This window comes from Paenarthrobacter sp. 2TAF44 (genome assembly GCF_052114885.1).
In the GTDB taxonomy this organism is placed as follows: domain Bacteria; phylum Actinomycetota; class Actinomycetes; order Actinomycetales; family Micrococcaceae; genus Arthrobacter.
The window spans coordinates 130,043-147,619 of record NZ_JBFRFP010000006.1 but is presented as its reverse complement, the minus strand read 5'-3'; the positions used below and the strand labels follow the sequence as shown (position 1 = coordinate 147,619).

The 17,577-nt window shown below is 59.8% G+C and carries 15 protein-coding genes; 9 read left to right on the top strand and 6 right to left on the bottom strand.

The genetic code is table 11. The annotated features are described in order from the left end of the window. The first annotated feature begins 21 nt into the window (after positions 1-21). From AB4Z15_RS08425 to AB4Z15_RS08385, 9 genes are all read left to right on the top strand, one after another. The gene (locus AB4Z15_RS08425) at positions 22-1,188 is read left to right on the top strand and encodes a DUF4192 domain-containing protein (RefSeq protein WP_442016915.1); all 1,167 of its coding nucleotides are present in this window, start codon (positions 22-24) and stop codon (positions 1,186-1,188) included. Beyond that, positions 1,178-1,750, top strand: coding sequence for a hypothetical protein (locus tag AB4Z15_RS08420; RefSeq protein ID WP_442016914.1), 573 nt, complete (start codon positions 1,178-1,180; stop codon positions 1,748-1,750). Before AB4Z15_RS08425 ends, AB4Z15_RS08420 begins: the two co-directional genes overlap by 11 nt. Before the next feature lie 31 nt (positions 1,751-1,781). Beyond that, positions 1,782-2,636, top strand: a complete 855-nt coding sequence (locus AB4Z15_RS08415) for an IS5 family transposase (RefSeq protein ID WP_442016951.1) — start codon at positions 1,782-1,784, stop codon at positions 2,634-2,636. A 400-nt stretch (positions 2,637-3,036) separates the two neighbouring features. After that, the gene (locus AB4Z15_RS08410; RefSeq protein ID WP_442016913.1) at positions 3,037-3,384 is read left to right on the top strand and encodes a beta/gamma crystallin domain-containing protein; all 348 of its coding nucleotides are present in this window, start codon (positions 3,037-3,039) and stop codon (positions 3,382-3,384) included. A gap of 88 nt (positions 3,385-3,472) precedes the next feature. Next, positions 3,473-4,438 (top strand): hypothetical protein, encoded by a 966-nt coding sequence (locus AB4Z15_RS08405; protein ID WP_442016912.1) that lies wholly within the window; start codon positions 3,473-3,475, stop codon positions 4,436-4,438. A gap of 412 nt (positions 4,439-4,850) precedes the next feature. Next, the gene (locus AB4Z15_RS08400; RefSeq protein ID WP_442016911.1) at positions 4,851-5,777 is read left to right on the top strand and encodes a hypothetical protein; all 927 of its coding nucleotides are present in this window, start codon (positions 4,851-4,853) and stop codon (positions 5,775-5,777) included. Next, positions 5,758-6,477, top strand: a complete 720-nt coding sequence (locus AB4Z15_RS08395) for an ABC transporter ATP-binding protein (protein ID WP_442016910.1) — start codon at positions 5,758-5,760, stop codon at positions 6,475-6,477. The genes AB4Z15_RS08400 and AB4Z15_RS08395 overlap by 20 nt, the downstream gene beginning before the upstream one ends. Further along, a complete protein-coding gene (locus AB4Z15_RS08390) occupies positions 6,455-7,753 on the top strand; it encodes an ABC transporter permease (RefSeq protein ID WP_442016909.1) in 1,299 nt (432 codons plus the stop codon). Before AB4Z15_RS08395 ends, AB4Z15_RS08390 begins: the two co-directional genes overlap by 23 nt. Positions 7,754-8,024: 271 nt before the next feature. Then, entirely contained in the window at positions 8,025-10,172 is a 2,148-nt protein-coding gene (locus AB4Z15_RS08385; RefSeq protein WP_442016908.1) for an amylo-alpha-1,6-glucosidase, read from the top strand. Between the two features lie 10 nt (positions 10,173-10,182). Here the strand turns inward: AB4Z15_RS08385 and AB4Z15_RS08380 are convergent, their stop codons facing one another. From AB4Z15_RS08380 to AB4Z15_RS08355, 6 genes are all read right to left on the bottom strand, one after another. Continuing rightward, positions 10,183-11,646 carry an APC family permease gene (locus AB4Z15_RS08380; RefSeq protein ID WP_442016907.1) on the bottom strand — a complete coding sequence of 488 codons (1,464 nt, stop codon included), beginning with the start codon at positions 11,644-11,646 and terminating at the stop codon, positions 10,183-10,185. Between the two features lie 32 nt (positions 11,647-11,678). Next, a complete protein-coding gene (locus AB4Z15_RS08375; protein ID WP_442016906.1) occupies positions 11,679-12,398 on the bottom strand; it encodes a TetR/AcrR family transcriptional regulator in 720 nt (239 codons plus the stop codon). A 583-nt stretch (positions 12,399-12,981) separates the two neighbouring features. Further along, entirely contained in the window at positions 12,982-13,176 is a 195-nt protein-coding gene (locus AB4Z15_RS08370) for a hypothetical protein (RefSeq protein WP_131134404.1), read from the bottom strand. Positions 13,177-13,268: 92 nt separating this feature from the next. After that, positions 13,269-13,469, bottom strand: a complete 201-nt coding sequence (locus tag AB4Z15_RS08365; RefSeq protein WP_131134403.1) for a hypothetical protein — start codon at positions 13,467-13,469, stop codon at positions 13,269-13,271. Next, positions 13,470-16,406 carry an FAD-binding and (Fe-S)-binding domain-containing protein gene (locus AB4Z15_RS08360; RefSeq protein ID WP_442016905.1) on the bottom strand — a complete coding sequence of 979 codons (2,937 nt, stop codon included), beginning with the start codon at positions 16,404-16,406 and terminating at the stop codon, positions 13,470-13,472. A 134-nt stretch (positions 16,407-16,540) separates the two neighbouring features. After that, the gene (locus AB4Z15_RS08355) at positions 16,541-17,509 is read right to left on the bottom strand and encodes a sugar ABC transporter substrate-binding protein (RefSeq protein WP_131134401.1); all 969 of its coding nucleotides are present in this window, start codon (positions 17,507-17,509) and stop codon (positions 16,541-16,543) included. Positions 17,510-17,577: the final 68 nt, after the last annotated feature.

Genomic DNA, 17,577 nt, shown 5'->3' with positions numbered 1-17,577 from the left:
AAGGCAAGAGGAGACAGGAAAATGAATGCGCTCACCATCAAGGACCCAGCTGACCTTCTCAGCTTCATCGGCCACACCCTCGGATTCTGGCCACAAGAAAGCCTCGTCTGCATCACCCTCGACAAAGACAAAGTCGGCGCTACCCTCCGCATCGACCTGCCCAAACAACCAGGCTACGAGGTCCATTTCGCCCGCACTGTCGCCGCCTACCTCACATCCGACGAACGAGTCACCGGCATCGTCTTCGCCCTCGACACCACCCAAACCCCAGAGCCAGGCGAAGCAAGACCCCACCGGGCCACCATCGCAGCCCTTACCGGAGTCCTCGCCCACGAAGGCATCACCATCCGCGACGGCATCTACGTCACCGCCACCACCTACTCCCCCTACGACACCCAGCCCGGTGACAACATCGCCATCCCCCTCAGCAGCACCGAATACAGTCAGGTCAACGCCGAGTTCATCTACCGCGGCAGCACCATCGAACCCACGAATCAGGTGACCCTCCCCGCGGCGACCGACCAGCGCGAGTACGCGACCGCCGTCGAACACTACAAACAAACCATCCTCAGTGGAGAGACTACGGCAGCCACCCAGGAAGCCCACCAGCTTTGGATCAGCATGCTCGACAGCAAGGACTACCCCACCGATAAGGACGCCCTGAAGCTCGTCGCGTATTTCCAGTTCCCGCACGTCCGGGACCGGCTCATGGCAGTCATCCCCGGCATCGACGAATTACCCGAACGCATCCTCTTCGCCCAAACCGGAACAGCGCCGGACTGGTCACGCGTCGAATGGGCCAAACAACTCCTCACCAACGCCTACACGCTCATCAGCCCTGAACACGCAGCACCCATCCTCACCACCATCGGCTACATCAACTGGTGGGAAGGCAGAGGATCCAAAGCACACCAATACCTCCAACTCGCCCTCGAAACCGACCCCGGCTACCGCTCCGCACGCCTCACCGACCACATGCTCGGAGCCGGCATCATTGCAGGCTGGAACACCCAACAAGAACACCGCATACAGAAACCGACTAGACATTCCCTGATTGCAGCCCTCGCCAGCCAGCTTGACGGAAGATTCAATTTCGGCATTGAACTCACGAGAGTACAAGTACCTGCGAAGACTCGCCTGGATTGCCGGACGTTTTCGCACATCGGAAGCGTTTTGTATGCTCGGTAGCCTTCGTCCGTGGCGCAGGGCTCCGCTCGCCATCCCGGACGGTGCAGAGCTAACGGCCATCCGCACACCCGGCTTCACCTCGCTCGCCGTGAGCCACACACTCGCAGCTACTCCGGCCCGAGCCGACGGCCCTTATGTACTTGTCTTCGCCACGGGAGTCCAGGCTGCAGAAGCAACACTCGTCCTCGCCGTCTGCGTACTGGTCCGATCCCGAAGCCTGCGCCAGGCCACCGCCGGGCCACCCGCTCCACTCCTGCGGGCTGCTGCGGCATCTGCCCTCGGCGTGGCAAGCATCCGCCGCTGCCTCCGTCGCTCCTTCGGCCTAAGACGCTTTGCGCAGACAGACCCGTCCCGACCGCCCAGGGCTTCGGGATGTACCAAAGCGCCACGCCAGTGGCAAGCTTCCACGCTCAATACCGCGCGCGGCCGTGGCCAAGGCAAGACTTGTCGTACAGGTGCAGAAAACGGACTCATCCGGAACGCTGACTCCGGCAAGCGCACCTTGGGCGTGTCTCCTAAATTCTGGAGTTCTGGTCGGGGAAACTTGATGGGTGTCTCCTAGTTCTGTTTTGACTGATGGGCAGTAGGCCCGCATTCAGCCGTTGCTGCCCTCGTCCGCTGGGCGGCGGGGTCGTCCGTTCCGGGACGACCGCCGGGTGGTGGAGGGCATCATTTACCGGTATCGGTGCGGGATTGCTTGGCGGGACATGCCGGCCGCGTTTGGTCCGTGGCAGACGATTTGGAAGCGTCACCGGCGCTACAGCGGTGACGGTACCTGGGACAGGATCCTGGCCGGGCTGCTGACGGTCGCTGATGCCCGCGGTGAGGTGGACTGGTCGATCTCCGTTGACTCGACGGTGAACCGTGCCCACCAGCATGGACCAACCTTCCCCGCCCCACAGGGGGCCTGTTCGAATTACATGAATCTGTTTGATAAGCCGGACGATCATGCGATTGGCCGTTCCCGCGGTGGTTTGAGTACCAAAATAAACGCCATCGTCGACGGTAAGGGCAGGCCGTTGGTGCTGCTGGTCGCTCCCGGGCAGGGCGGAGATGCGCCGATGTTTCCTCACTTGACGGAGCAGTTGAAGATCAACCGTGTCGGTCCGGGCAGGCCTCGAACTCGCCCGGACCGTGTCCGCGGTGACAAGGCCTACTCATCCAAGGCGATCCGGACACACCTGCGCGACCGCGGCATCGTGGCGGTCATCCCGCAACCGTCCGACCAGATCGGCCATCGAAAACGACGTGGATCCACCGGCGGCCGACCACCGGCTTTCAACAAGGAGGACTACAAGGGCCGCAACGTCGTCGAACGGAACTTCAACACCTACAAGCAGTGGCGCGCACTGGCAACACGCTACGACAAACTCGCCCTGACCTACCGCGGCGGAGCCGTCCTCCGGGCCGCCAGCATCTGGCTGACCGCTTTAGGAGACACACCCTAACGCTCAGAGTGCAATGACATGCCAAGTTCTCGAATCGGATGTCAATCGCAGGTGGCCCCTCCAATCGAGATAAGCACTGTAGCTACGCAGGCTCCTCGCTATGCCAGCGCTGCGAAGGTAGGACTCGAGTCGAACGGTATTCACGTGATCATCTCCCGTGCCAGTTCACAGCCTGAGAAATGCCGCCGGACAATAACACAAGTATTAGAAACATTCATGTCAAACAGCGCCCGCTGACCGTGCTTACTTAGAGTTTCCCCTCTAGAAAAATGTAGTATGTTAGTACTGGTTTGCACTTGATGCGAACGAATCCCTTTGGGGGGGAGAGTTCTTCAGCTTTATAAAGAACACTGCAAGGGAGCGGACCTAATGTTAATTAGTCCAAAATGATCGGTTGATTATGAAAATCAGTAGAACCTTTAAAACACTCGGGGCAGGGCTAGCAGTTGCCGCTTCCGCCGTATTGTTCACCGCACCCGGCGCTCAGGCGGCCAACATGGTGACGCCGTGCAACAGCAACGCGTACTACCAAACCATTAAGACCAATGGCGAAGCGTTCTGCTTTGCCAACTATGGCGATGTGTACGTGACAGTGCTGAACACGATCACCCTCTCAACGGGAAACAACTCGGGCATGGTGACGTACAAGTCGAGCATTACACCCGAGACCACCTCACCGCTGCGTCCCAAATGGTGGCGCGGTAGTTTTGGTGGAGCAGTGAACGTCATCACCGTTCACATCCGCTAGAGGCAAGTTCCCGGGCGATGCCTAATGGCATCGCCCGGAACCAACTAGTTTCACCAGACAATGCCGGAAGGTTGTCTCCTAAATTCTCATGAAGCTCAGCAACATTCTTAAGACTTCAGTCACCATTTCTGTACTTGGACTGGCAGCCTGCTCCAGTCCCCCGAACGTCACAGCATCCAGCACACCCCAGGCAAGTAGGCCCTACAGCCCCCCTTCGACGAGTGTCGATAAAAATGATCCCTATAACGGTTATCTAAGCAAGGAACTGCTGAACATAAACTCGTCTCTTACTGAACTGCAATTCAAGTGCTATGCATCAAATGGTTACCCTGAATTCCTTGAGGTTCTTCCGGATCAGAAAGCCGATGATTTCCGGACGTTGGCTGAGACGCCTGACTTTTCCTCCACGTTCAACTCGTACGGCGAAGTGCCGTGGCGTACTTCCGCTGAAGAAGCCAGAATGCGCGGGTTTGGACACGATCTGACGCCACTCGTTCGCTCAGTAGTAGTCATGGATGGAGCATTCTCTGCTGTCCAACAGGATTGCCATGGCTGGGCTGTGAAGAAGATCGGCGGAGACGCGTCCTTGATCCGCAACTACACTGCTCTCGGCAACACACTCGCGAGTGAGCTCAACGCTGCTGCAGAAAAGATAAGGCCCGCCCTCAACGATCGCGTTTTTGCCTGCATGTCCGAAAAAGGAACACCTGTCGACAAGGACGGACCCAACAAGAACCCTGTCTGGCAGGTCGATTTTCAGATTCCAACTGGTAACGCGTCCGAACCTCCTTGGCCTGATCTGACTAAGGGCGGCAGCGTAGTCATCAACCCGGGGCGTCCCGGCACAGCGTACATGCCTACTTCTGAGGAGTCACGGGCCGCTGAGGTGATGTACCAGTGCTCCGTGGATATAGGGGCACAGCGTGAGTGGCAGCGAACTCTGACGGATGCCAAAGCTTCGGCAATAGCTGCCCAGGAAGGGCAATTGTCCGAATTGAACCCTTTGATTAGAGAGCTAGCAAAATCGGCCGCAGCGGCAACTCAACAGAGTTAGCGCGTAGGTTGGCCATATCAGCAGCACTGGCAGCTGTGCCGGGGTTGTACGTCTGGAGTAGTACATGAGCACCAATGAGCCCGAGTTTGAATCACTTGATTCGACCACTGACAGCAGGAACGGTTCGCCGCGCCCCAACGCGCCAAAAGATAGTCGTCGTCGGGCTATTCTTTGGATGGGTATCAGTGGACTGCTTGTAGCTCTGCTGGTTGTGGTGGCACTGATCGCATTGCCGCTGCTCAAGTCGCCGGCTCAGATAGCTGGTGATGCCTCGCCACCACCTGCGGAACCTGTCACGGCAGTCGTGGAAAAGCGATCCTTGACCTCGCAGGTTGTCATGCGTGGCGTTGTGTCGCCGGGCCCGAGTTTCGCATTTAAGCCTTCAGATGCACTGATCGCTAAGGCTCCTGTCGTGACGGCAACTCCGCTCAGCATCGGAAGCCGATTCGGCGTCGGCGCTGTAGTTCTTGAAACTAATGGTGAGCCACTCATCGCAATGAACTGGCCGTTTCCGGCCTATCGCGACATCGAAGCAGGCAATACTGGGCCAGACGTAGCGCAGCTACAGCTTTCCCTCGCAGCCCTTGGTTATTCAACTAGCCAAAATTCAGTGTTTGACGCTGCGACGCAAGCAGGTCTTACTAGGCTCTATGCAGACCTAGGCTACGAAGTTCCAAGAAAAGCGCCCACCTTCAGCACCGGTCTTTCTGATGAAGGACCAGCGACTGGAAGTGGTTCATCGGTTAGAGAGGTCGCTTACCTCCCCGCTCGGAATATTGCCACTGTTCCAAAATCCGAGAATGTCCTTACGAGCCTCACGGTCAGCATCGGATCCAAGATCATTGCAGCAGACGCGCCCCTAATGACACTGGACGGTGGAAGCAATATCGTGACCGCTTCGACCTCACCCGAACGAGCCGCCACCCTCAAAGTTGGCGACAAGGCACAACTCACCAGCATCGACGGCGGCACGGTGATCGACATGGAAGTCCAGTCGATGGGAACGGAACCTGGCGAAATAGCGGGACTGGGAACCGGTGTACGGATAGACCTAAGGTTTCTCGACAGTTCATCGATACCGCCAGTAGGCGCAGCTGGATCAACCCAAAAAGTAGCTGTAACGACAGGCGGTGAGCTGCAACCCGTTCTGGTAATCCCCATCACTGCCGTCTACTCCAACGCCAATGGGACCAGTTACGTTATCCCTGCCACCAGACCCGACGAAACCATAGAGGTCAGCGTGGGTACAAACGTGGACGGATGGGTCAAGGTCACCCCAACAGACCCCTCGCAGTTAGGTGAAGGAGACCGAGTCATAGTTGGAAGATCCTTTGAATAGGGGTAAAACAGACGTCCCACTCATCGAGCTGACCGACCTGTCCAAAACATACCCTGGCGTCGTGCCTGTAGTGGCACTTAGCCCCACCCGTCTCCGCATCTACGAGGGAGACCAGATAGCAATCGTCGGGCCGTCAGGATCTGGGAAGTCGACGCTACTCAACATGCTGGGTTTACTAGACGCTCCGACGGTGGGGAGCTACAAGCTGCAGGGCGTCGAGGTGGCAGTTGAAGACGATCTCATTCGGGGAACAGTTCGGGGACAGAGGTTCGGATTTGTATTTCAGGCATTCCACCTCCTAGCAGGACGCACGCTCGCTGAGAACGTCGAGCTAGGGATGGTGTACGCGAACGTTAAACCGAAAGAGCGTGTAGATCGGGCTACTAGGGCTTTGGAACGTTTGGGACTCGGACACCGAGCACATGCCGACCCGAGGCACCTTTCCGGCGGTGAACGGCAACGAGCGGCAATTGCACGAGCCATCGCCATGGAACCACGCGTTCTGTTCTGCGACGAGCCCACAGGCAATCTAGACAGCAAGAACACAAGACTGGTGATGGACCTCCTAGACGGGTTAAACGAATCAGGGCTCACCGTCGTCATGGTGACGCACGACCAGCATCTAGCGCAGCAAATGAAGCGTTGCATCACCGTCCAGGACGGAGTCATCAACGAAAATGAGTCTCTTCAACATGTCTAACCGGCGCTCACGAAACCCACTTGCCATGCGGAAATCACGGCGGCTTCGGGCAGCAAGCCTGGGCTTGAGACCGACACGTCTGACCTTGCGGGATCTCATAGTCGAATCTTGGCGTTCTGTAAGCCGCAACTATTCGAGATCGCTCCTCACGGCAGTCGGCACCCTACTTGGCTGCGCCGCCTTCGTTGCGACGCTCGGAATCACAGGTACGGCGAGCAACCAGGTTTCTACAGCATTTGACGTCAGACGTGCCACCGAGGTTACAGTCGTGGCCGACACTGCAGCCGGTTCCAAGGACGAAAGCGTCCAGCAAGCGGACACTTGGTTCTCGCCATCGGCCGTGACTGAAATTCGCAACCTTAGCGGCGTGGAACACGCGGGCAGGATCATGTCAGCGAGTGCCATCGACGTCAATCGATTTTTCGTAGAACAGAGTCAGCCTGTCCCTGTGGAAATGTACGGTATGGATGAAGGCTCCCTTGCTGCGGTCGCTCCCCACGTGCTGATGGGGCGGCTCTTCGATTCCGGGCATGAATCGAGAGCTGATCCGGTGATCATGCTCTCTAAGTCCCTCGCTCAGAAGATCGGCGTCACGCAAACAGGAGCCGCTGTATTCATCAACGACCTCGGATACACAGTCATTGGTATCTACAGCGACACAGAGAGAATTCCAGCTCTTGCCGGCGGAGCAATCATTCCGGTTTCCAGCTTCCAAAAAAACGCCGTCTCCGGGGACCAAGTCCCGAAACGTCAAATACTAATCGAAACCGTCGCTGGGGCTGCTGCCCAAGTTGGAGAACAGGTCCCTTACGCGGTAACTCCGAACAACCCTAAACTTCTGCAAATTGCAGCCCCACCGGACCCCAAGACACTCCGGCAGGAGATTGAAGGGAGTGTGACTCAACTCAGCCTGATGGTCAGCCTGATCACGCTCGCAATCGGAGCCGTATCTATCGCTAACGCAACTGCCGCAAGCGTGGTTCTTCGAACTCCCGAAATTGGTTTGCGGCGAGCCCTCGGTGCGCGTAGGGGTGATATCTTCATGCAGCTTTTAGGGGAAACAGTGGCCCTAGGCACGTTCGGCGGGCTCATAGGCTCGGCCCTTGGACTGATCACTACTATCGTTGTTTCGGCAATTAATCGATGGGTCCCCGTCTTAGATCCCGTTACTCTTCTGTTGTCCGTAGCCGCAGGAACGACGGCTGGTGTGCTCGCAGGCGCCTGGCCTGCGGCCAAAGCCACAACGATCAGCCCAGCCCAAGCACTGGCTCGCTAAAGCAGGAAGCGGACATCGATATCAGACATCGCTCTTGGACGAGCTACCAAACGCGAAACCCCGTACTGTCTGGGGGCGCCTAGAGGTTCGACCGAACATCATCGGCCCCGGAGACTGACTCACCAAACCCGTACTGTGAGCCGGCTGAAGGCTAGTACCCACGCGACGACAAGCGTAGCGTCAGAAATACTGACGACGAGGCATCAGATGGCACTGTGACGGTGAGCATCCGTGAACGACCACTCCGATGTCGATCCTCAAAGGAGCCGCAATGGCTGGGTGGAATGCTGACACGGCGGCCGGAGCATTGGGCGCGGCCGTCACGCTGGTGGAAGGATCCAACTTCTGCATCTCGTTAACCAATGGGGACATAGTTCCGGGCCTTCCGCATGGCGTTTTCTACGAAGACACACGCATCCTGTCTTGTTGGAAGCTTTCGGTGAACGGACAACCCGTTGAGGCGCTTGCAGCGGACGTCAAACAGCCTTACCGGGTTCTCTTTGCAGGTCGAGTGGCACGCCGGGACGGGAGGGCAGACAGCCCGCTGGTCGTGGAACGACTACGGGAAGTGGGCACTGGCATCACCGAGCAGATCACCGTCCGGAATTACTCTGGACTGCCCGCGGAGTGTGTCATCGCGCTGACGGTTGAGTCGGATTTTGCGGACCTCTTCGAAGTCAAGGAGGCGCACGTGCAGCGAACCTGGCAGGAAACCCGGCAAGTGGAGGCCCACTCGCTGATCATCCGGGCAACATGGCAGGACATTACCAAGGGCGTCAATATCGACGGCGGCCCCGCCGCAGTGGTGACGCCCAAGGCCGTGACGTACCGGACGACCGTTCCTCCGCACGGACACTGGAACGCGCGGCTTAGGGTGGCGCCGTGGGGCGTGGAAGACATTCTGCCCCGTGTTCACTCCGGCAAAGACGCCCTTTCGCCACGCGACCGTCGGCGGCAGGAGTGGGTGGCCAAAATCCCCCTGGTGCACATGGGCAATCGGTCCATCGAACGAACGCTGCGGCGCAGCTATGAAGACTTGGGGGCATTGCGGATCGAGGACCCGAAGCATCCCGAGCGCGTGGTAGTTGCTGCAGGGGCGCCGTGGTTCATGGCACTCTTCGGCCGGGACTCTCTCTGGGCCTCGACAATGGCACTTCCGGTTGATCCCTCCTTGGCACTGGGTACGTTACAAACGCTAGCGGACCTGCAAGGCAGTGTCGTAGATCCCCTGAGCGAGGAAGAACCCGGAAAGATCCTCCACGAGGTACGTCTGGACGTATCCAGTGGCCTTGCCCTTGGCGGAAAGTCGGCGTACTACGGGAGCGTCGATGCTACGCCGCTATTTCTGATGGTATTGGGCGAAGTCAGCCGATGGGGTTTCGCTAAAGAGACCATCGCTGACCTGCAGCCCCATGCGGACCGCGCCATGGACTGGATCTGGAATTACGGCGACAGAGATGGAGACGGCTTCGTCGAATACGCCCGCCTTAACGATAGAGGCCTCATCAACCAAGGATGGAAAGACTCATGGGACGGCATTAACTTCGCCGACGGAACGCTAGCCGAAGCCCCAATAGCGCTGAGCGAGGTGCAGGGCTATGTTTACAGCGCATGTTTAGCATCGGCTTGGATGGCGCACGAGGTCGGCGACGAGGCCAAAGCGGCCCAACTCCGCGCCCGCGCTGTACGCCTGAAGCAGCAGTTTAATGAACTGTTTTGGTTGCCGGAAAAGGGCTACTTCGCAATCGCCCTGGACCGCTACAAGCGTCCGGTCGATGCCTGCGCCTCCAACATGGGACACTGTCTGGCCACCGGCATTGTCGACGACGACAAGGCACCGCGCGTAGTAGAGCACCTCATGTCTGATCGAATGTTCAGCGGCTGGGGAGTGCGTACCCTGGCTGACGACATGGACGCCTATAACCCCGTCAGCTACCACAACGGATCTGTCTGGCCGCACGACAACGCCATTATCCAGGTAGGCCTTATGCGGTATGGCTTCGTGGAGGAAGCGCAACGTATCTCGACGGCGTTGCTGGAGGCTGCAGAGTTCTCCGATGGCCGGCTGCCGGAATTGTTCTGTGGCTTCAGTCGGGAGGCGTTCTCAGCTCCCGTGCCCTACCCCACTGCCTGCTCGCCACAGGCGTGGGCCGCCACTGCACCCATCATGCTGGTGTCCACTCTCATGCGCTACGATCCCGACGTATCCCAGGGCGGCATCTGGATGGACCCTGTCCTTCCAGAAAGTTACGGCGATTTGCACATCGCCAACGCGCCGATCGGTGAGGGCAGGATCAATATCAAAATATCCGGCTCATCGGTTTCCGTAGACGGGCTGCCAAAGGGAATGGTCTTCCACCGCGGATACCTGCCATGGGTAGGCGATCTCATGGAAGGTGACCCGGACCGGCGCCTATAGGGAGTTCGAATCAGTCGATCCTTTGGCGACCCAAGCGCGCGTAAATGTCGGGCCGCTTTGTCCGCAGGAAGAAGGCGTAGACGATGCCGCCGAAGAAAAGCGCGAAGGTGAAAGTCATGAAGATGGCCGTCATAACCGTTGAGCCGCCAATGAGCTCCGGGTAGTTGGCAATAGCCAGATAGGTGATAGCGCCCAGGAACAGCACGCTGATGAAAGGTGCGATGACCGTCTTCCAGATTGATTCCGGAGCGAAGCCGCGGCGACGGATAAAGTACACCAGGACAGCGAAGCTTGTGATGAACATCAGGAGCAGCACGGCGAAGGTTCCGCTACCGCTGGCGATCGGATACAGCACCTCCGGAGCCACCCCGACGACTGCAAACAGCACGATTGCTACCGCCCACACAATACCTACGGCCAGTGCCGAGGCGTACGGCGACTTGTGCCTGGGATGCACCCGGCCTAGGAAAGAAGGCAAGGCGTGGTCCGAGGCCAGCGCGAAGCTGTACCGTGCAGCGATGTTCTGGATCGACAGCATGCAAGCCAAGACGGACGTGATGAGCAGAACGACGGCGACGTCGGCGAAGATCCTGCCCACGAGGCCGACGAGTGCGTCATTGAAGAAATTCACCGTGTTGTTCTCTGCCTCGGCCTGGATCTTGTCCGCACCGAAGAAGGCGATGAAGGCCCACGCTGCCACTGCATAGAAGATGCCGATGCCAGCCACGGCCAGATACGTGGCGCGAGAGATGGTCTTGTCCGGGTTCTTGACCTCGTCCCGGTAGATAACGGTGGCTTCGAACCCGAAGAAATTGCCAACGGCGAAAAGCAGTGCCAGGCCAAGGGTTGCGTCAGTGATGGACGGCAGAGCGAACCCTGCACTCTGCACTGCCCCTAGTCCGTTGGCCGAGAACGAAACGACGTCGAACACGACAATGATCGCCACTTCAAGCAGCATCACAATGGTCAGCAGCTTGGCCGACAGATCGATGCGGTTGTAGGCCAGCACAGTAGTTACGGCAGTAATGGCCAGCGCATACCAGTACCAAGGGATGTCTGGACCGCCAAGGGTATTAAGAACGAATCCCTGAAGCGTCACCCCGAAGAATGATGGCGCAAAGAATCCGATGAAAATGTAGCCAAACAGTGCCAGGAAAGCGCCCCCGAGGCCGGCCGGCTTGCCCAGTCCAGCTGTGACAAAGGAGTAGAAGCCACCCTGGCCTTTGACGGTCCGGCTCATCTTGACAAATCCCACCGAGAAGATCAGCAGCATGAGCGTCACGAGCAAGTAGATGGCCGGTGCAGTTTGCCCGCTGAACATGAGCAGGACCGGCAGCGTTCCGGCCACCGTGGCCAGGGGCGAAGAGAAAGCGAGCACGTTCATCACGAGTTCGCCCACTCCCATGTTGCCGCTGAGCCGGTTCTCCTGGGTCTGACGCGACACCTTTGGTGCGTCAAGAGTGGTGTTATTCATGTAATCCTCGTCACTAAATATTGAGTTCTGAATCACAGTATCGACGGGGCAAGGGAGGGCGTTGTGTCATGTTGGGACAGCCCGGCTATGCCCCCCAACGGGCTTGGGGTCCCCGCCTCAAGCAAGGAACGGCTGAGGGCCACCCCGTGGTCCGCCAGGCTTTCCAGATGAGCCACCGTGCCGTCCCAAGCGGACCAGTGAGCGGCCCCGTCGAGCAGCGTAAAAATGGCTTGGATTGTTTGCCGCGTGACCGCGAGTCCCATCTCTTCGGCCGCAGCGGTATACATCTCCTCGTGCAGGCTCTGCCAAAAGGCCAGCTCTTCACGCAGTCCTTGACCAAGGAACCCTGCCACCTTGTCCGAAGCAACCAGTAGATTCCAAAGATCAGCCTCGGGCGTGCTCACTTGCTGGGCGACATGGAAACGGACAAGGGCCGCCCAGTAGTCTCCCGCACACGAAGCTTCCTGCACTGCATCAAGGAGGTCACGGGCGAATCCGTGGGTGAACCACAGGAGCGATTCGGCCACGATCTGGTCCTTGCCCTGCGGAAAGCTGGAATAGAGGCTTGGCGCCTTCAGGCCCAACTCGCGGCCCAGCGTACGCATGCTCACTGAGTTGTAACCGTTGGCGGCAGCCAGCCGGAGGAAAGCTACGAGGATCCGCCTCCTGGCGGGCGTCTGTGCCGACCAGTCGCGTTTGGACAGGAATTCCCGGACAGGAGCGTTCGCCTGCTCACGCGGAGATGGACTCATTTCATCCTCAAAAGGGTCGTAACGGAATGAGTCTAACTAACAGTCGTTAGGTTGAGAAGACCTAAACCACACAGAGTCACCTCTACCGATGAGACAGTCAGCAAAACACTCCCGTACTCGGCCCACCACGAGGTCGTCCGTGTACCCGTCGCAGCTGGTGAGAGTGACGCCGAGGACAGAAAGGGTAAGGGAGCCCTGAGGGACCGCTTTGATCCGTCTGCCGGCGTAGGCCATTTGGTGCCAATGCCTCCCCCACGGAATCTCTATCAGGGCGGAGGCCGCGGGTGCAGCGAACGACCTGACGGTGTGCTTGGTCCTGCACAGGCGCCTGATCATAGTTCGCGGTGGCATATCGAGGAGCAGGCAAGCCGTAGCCAGGTCTGGCCCCGCGAAACCGCCGAAGTCGACAGGCAACACGTAGGACGTTGGCGAGGCCTCCCAGGCCCCGGACGCCGCTTGCGGCGAAACTGCCCTGACCGCGGATCCACGAATGCCCAACTCTGCCTCCTGGCGTAAAGGAAGCGGGCCGTAGCGCTTGGACACAGTGCCAGGAACAAACGCTACGGACCCGCGGCTTGAGGGGCTAGGTGCCCGGCGTTGGCCACGGCGAGGCGTCGCTGTCGCGGCCTCCTGCCATGTCTTGGAGGAGACGGTGAACGAGTTTCCCGGAGCGCTTCAGCTGAAGGTCGGTCCGTTCACCGAGATCGGTTTCATTGAAGTGTGCCGATGCCCGCAACCATTCAACATGCCGTCCCTGCGCGAGCTTCCTGTTCATCATCGAGATCAACTCTCAAAAGTAATGGGGCTATTGGGTCACTTCCAGCATCTGTCACGGGACCCCGAAGCAACCGTGTCAGTTTGAGACACGGCTCAACCGTCTACGCTGATGCCCACAGCGAAGATAAAGACCCCGCTGGCAGCCACCAGGAAAGCAGCAGCTCCCAAGGGAACAGCGTGGACGCCACGGAAGCTGGCCGTTACCCGGGGCCCGCGGGACGGTCCGGCTAAATGCCCGCCTGCCAAACGCAACCCCGCCGCCACCAGAATGAGGAAAATGCCGAGATACGCCACCTAGTTCTCCGTCCATCGGGCACTCAGGGGATCCAAGGCAATCGCCAGATGCTTGCTGGAGCGTTCCGGATCAATTTGCGATACCTGCATGGCACAGCTGAAACCGTCGGTGAGGACAAGCCCGTCGCTGCTCTCCAGCGCCGGCGCAATGGAGTGATCGGCCACCTTCATGGACATGTCGAAGTGCTCGGCCTCAAAGCCAAAGTTTCCGGCCACTCCACAGCACGAGGACGACTCCACAATGTTGGGTACTCCCCACGCCTCCAGGACCCGTTTTTGTGCGCCCGAACCGAAGACCGCATGCTCGTGACAATGGGTTTGCAGTACAGCGGTTTTGGGGGGAACGGCGGACGGCTTCCAGCCACGTTTGATAGCCTCATCGACAGCCACGGAGAACGAGCGGATCCGGGCAGCCACGCGCGCGGCTGCTGCACCGCCCACCATCTTGGGACCTTCGTCCCGGATGGCCGCCGCGCAGCTGGGTTCCAGCACCACGATATCGCGATCCGTGCCGTCGTCGAGCCTGCTGATCAACCGGGCCAGCCGGCGTCGCGCTCCCCCGCGTTGACCCGTGGAGATCCACGTCAGTCCGCAGCAGGCGTCGGGTGTGCAGCCCACAGAACTGCCCGATGCGCGCAGCACCCGGGCTGCGGCCGGGACCACTTCGGGCCGGAAGGCCCGGGTGAAGCTGTCGATAAAGAGCAGAACGTCTGCGTCGTCCGTAAATACGGCCTCGTCCACCCGCCGCCGGATACGGCCCGACACCGCAAAGGCCGGGAGCCGCCGTCGTGCGCTAATGCCCAACTTTTCGCCCACCCACCGAAACGGCCGGAAGCCGGTCCCCGCGTTGGCGATAGGCGCAATGCGCGTCAAAAGTGGTAGCCACCGCGGCAGCCAACCGATCGAATAATGCGTAAAGGGTCGGATCTTCCCGCGATAGTGCTCATCCACCAGTTCCGACTTGGCCTCTGCGATATCTACCCCGGTGGGGCAGTCAGCCGAGCAGGCCTTGCAGGACAGACACAAATCCAGGGCTTCCCGGACCTCCGGGTTTGACCAGCCGTCGTGGCTGGTGCCTTTGGTGCGGGTAAGTTCCTGGAGGACTCTTGCCCGGCCTCGCGTGGAGTCCTTCTCGTCCTTGGTGGCACGGTAGCTGGGACACATGAAGCCGCCGGTGGTCGCACGGCAGCGCCCAACCCCGATGCACGCGTGGGTATTGCCTACGAACGGGCTCACCACCGGCAGCAGGTTGCGGCCAGCTAAAGAAGGTACGACGTCGGCACCCAGCACTGCGGCCGGCTCACCGTGCGCTGGACCCGGCTCGGGCGCGCCGTCAAGAGCCAGCGAAGCAGCGAAGGGCTCGGGGTCCACGATGATTCCAGGGTTGAGGACTCCGGCAGGATCCCAGAGGTGTTTGAACGCCTTGAAGGTGGCCAGCATCGTGGGCGAATACATCACGTCCAGCAGTTCGCTGCGTGCCCGGCCGTCGCCATGTTCCCCCGAAAGCGAGCCGCCGTGGGCCACCACGAGTGCCGCTGCTTCGCGGGTGAAGTTCTCGAAAGCCTCCCGCCCGGTGTCGCTTCGGAGGTCGTAGTCCAGGCGCATGTGCACGCAACCTGCTCCGAAATGCCCGTACATAAAGGCCGTGTAGCCGTACTTCTCCACGAGGGGCAGCAGTTCCGCGAGGTAATCGGCCAAACGCCCGGGAGCGACGGCTGAATCCTCCCATCCGGGCCAGGTCTGGACTCCGTCGATCCTGCGCGAGGAAAGTCCGGCGCCGTCTTCCCGGACCCGCCAGAGTTTGGCTCGTTCGCCCGGCTGGGTGACGATCGCATGGTCTACAACGCGGCCATCGGCGTTGAGTTTCTCCAACAGTTGTTCACAATCGGAGGCCGCCTGTTCCATGGTGTCCCCAGGAAATTCAACCATCAGGAACGCTTTACCCTGCGGGAGGGAGTCGACGCTCGCGGCACCCCGTCGGTGGCGCATGATGTCCACGATCGATGCGTCCAGCCCCTCGATGGCACTCGGCTTGGCAGCGAGGATGGTCATCACATCGCGTGCCGAATCGATGGTGTTCGCGTAGCCAAGGCACAGGAGTGCCGTGGTCCGGGGCTTCGGCACCATTCCCACTTTGGCCCGAACCACCAGGGCGCACGTTCCTTCGCTGCCTGCCAAGGCGGCCGGGACATCCAGGCCGTGCTCGGGCAGGAGGTGTCCCAAGTGGTAGCCGGACACCTGCCGGGGAGTGTTTCCCAGCTCAACCCGCAACGAGGCCAGGTTGGCTTGGGCCAACTCCTTAAGGCCTGCCAGCAGTTCCGCGGCCCGGACAACAGAGTGCTGGTCACCCGTGTCCACGGCCCGGATGAAGCCGCGTCCCGCATGCAAGTGCGCTCCGTCGGCCGTAATCACTTCCACTTCCTGCACATGCTGGGTCATTCGTCCGTAGGCCACCGAGTGGTTACCGCAGGCGTCGTTGCCGATAGAGCCGCCGATGGTGGCACGGGTCATGGAAGAAGGGTCCGGAGCGAAGGTCAGCTCGCCGCCACTCGCCTTCTCTACGTAGGAGCGCAGCTCACCAAGGACCACGCCGGCGTCCGACCAAATCGCCCCCTTACTCTCGTCGAACGCGTCCACGTTCGTCAAGCGGCGCGAGAGGTCGATCACCAAAGACTCACCGATGGCGTTTCCCGCCATGGACGTTCCACCGCCGCGCGGGGTGATGGGGACGCCCAGGGCGGAACATTCGCGCACCACTTTCCTGACGTCGTCGACGCTGGCCGGAAAGACGACGGCGGCAGGCCGGACACGGTAGTTGGACGCATCGTAGGAGTACTCGGAGAGCCGTCGCGGAGAGTTATCCACCTCGATGCCTTGCCCGCGCAACACGGCCAGCACCTGCCCAACTTTCGTGTCTCCATCGTCACTATGGGGCATGTTCGCCTTCTCCAATTCGTAGTGGTCCGCTGGAATTTTAGGCAGGTGGTTACCCTGCCGGAGTGTGCCAAAACAGAACGGGCACAGTGGAGGGATCCACTGTGCCCGTTACTGAGTCCGTGTCCGGAGGAGAGTTACTTCAGGAACTCAGACAGGTTGTCCTTGGTGATGAGCGTGAACGGCAGCGTGTAGCGGTTGTCCACGTTTGCGCCGTTCAGGAAGTCAGTCACTACCTCAACGGCCTTGACGCCCTGTCCCGCGGAGTCCTGGCGGACCGTTGCGGACATGGTGCCCGCCTTGATGTCCTGCAACGCGGGATCGGTACCGTCGACGCCAACCACTGCCTTGAACTCCGCGGTGCGTCCCGCATCGGCAATGGCGGAAGCCGCACCGATGGCCATTTCGTCGTTGTTGGCCACAACCGCGTCAATCTGGCCGGACGGGAAGCGCTGAAGGGTGTCCTCCATGTTGCGCTTGGCGTCATCCCGGCTGCCCTTGGCCTGGAATTCGGCCACGATCTTGAAGTTCTTATTGATGGTCTTGTCGAAGCCGGACTTGCGGCGGTCGGTCCAGGATGCACCGTAGATGCCTGCCGCGAACACGAGGTTGCCGCCGTTGGGCATCATCTTGTTGAGGTATTCGGCCTGCATCTGGCCGGCCACGGTGTCATCCACGCCGATGTAGCTCTTGTAGCCGACGTCCGATCCGTCGGCGAACTCGGTAGACAAGATGAACAGCGGAATGTTGGCCGCAATGACCCGCTTGGCCGCGTTCTGGCTCGCATCGCCGTCCAGCGGCTGCATGATGACGGCGTCCACCTGACGGGTGAGGAGGTCCTCAACCTGGTTCAGTTCACTGCCGACATCCTTCTTGGAGTCGGTGATGTTGAGCTTGACGCCCTTTTCCTCCGCCGTCTTCTTCATGGCCTCGGTCATGTGGGCCAGGTCCGGGTCTTGCAGGTCAAGGACCACAACGCCGATGTTGTAGGTCTTGGCCGCCCCTCCGCTGCTGCTTGCGTTGCTGCTGCCGGCACACCCGGTGAGGGTGAGTGCTCCTGCAGCCATCATGGCGACCGCCGCGGCGATCTTACGTCGCATACCCATGGTTGTTCCTTTCAGTGGTTTGTGTCTGTGCGTTGGGAGATTGTTGTGATGCGTTGTTTGTTGCTGGG

What these genes read in the sequence shown, in the direction of transcription:
- AB4Z15_RS08375 (WP_442016906.1), bottom strand. Translation starts at nt 12,398, where the DNA reads ATGAGTCCATCTCCGCGTGAGCAGGCGAACGCTCCTGTCCGGGAATTC.
- AB4Z15_RS08390 (WP_442016909.1), top strand. Translation starts at nt 6,455, where the DNA reads ATGAGTCTCTTCAACATGTCTAACCGGCGCTCACGAAACCCACTTGCC.
- AB4Z15_RS08355 (WP_131134401.1), bottom strand. Translation starts at nt 17,509, where the DNA reads ATGGGTATGCGACGTAAGATCGCCGCGGCGGTCGCCATGATGGCTGCA.
- AB4Z15_RS08360 (WP_442016905.1), bottom strand. Translation starts at nt 16,406, where the DNA reads ATGCCCCATAGTGACGATGGAGACACGAAAGTTGGGCAGGTGCTGGCC.
- AB4Z15_RS08385 (WP_442016908.1), top strand. Translation starts at nt 8,025, where the DNA reads ATGGCTGGGTGGAATGCTGACACGGCGGCCGGAGCATTGGGCGCGGCC.
- AB4Z15_RS08410 (WP_442016913.1), top strand. Translation starts at nt 3,037, where the DNA reads ATGAAAATCAGTAGAACCTTTAAAACACTCGGGGCAGGGCTAGCAGTT.
- AB4Z15_RS08420 (WP_442016914.1), top strand. Translation starts at nt 1,178, where the DNA reads ATGCTCGGTAGCCTTCGTCCGTGGCGCAGGGCTCCGCTCGCCATCCCG.
- AB4Z15_RS08425 (WP_442016915.1), top strand. Translation starts at nt 22, where the DNA reads ATGAATGCGCTCACCATCAAGGACCCAGCTGACCTTCTCAGCTTCATC.
- AB4Z15_RS08380 (WP_442016907.1), bottom strand. Translation starts at nt 11,646, where the DNA reads ATGAATAACACCACTCTTGACGCACCAAAGGTGTCGCGTCAGACCCAG.
- AB4Z15_RS08405 (WP_442016912.1), top strand. Translation starts at nt 3,473, where the DNA reads ATGAAGCTCAGCAACATTCTTAAGACTTCAGTCACCATTTCTGTACTT.
- AB4Z15_RS08370 (WP_131134404.1), bottom strand. Translation starts at nt 13,176, where the DNA reads ATGATGAACAGGAAGCTCGCGCAGGGACGGCATGTTGAATGGTTGCGG.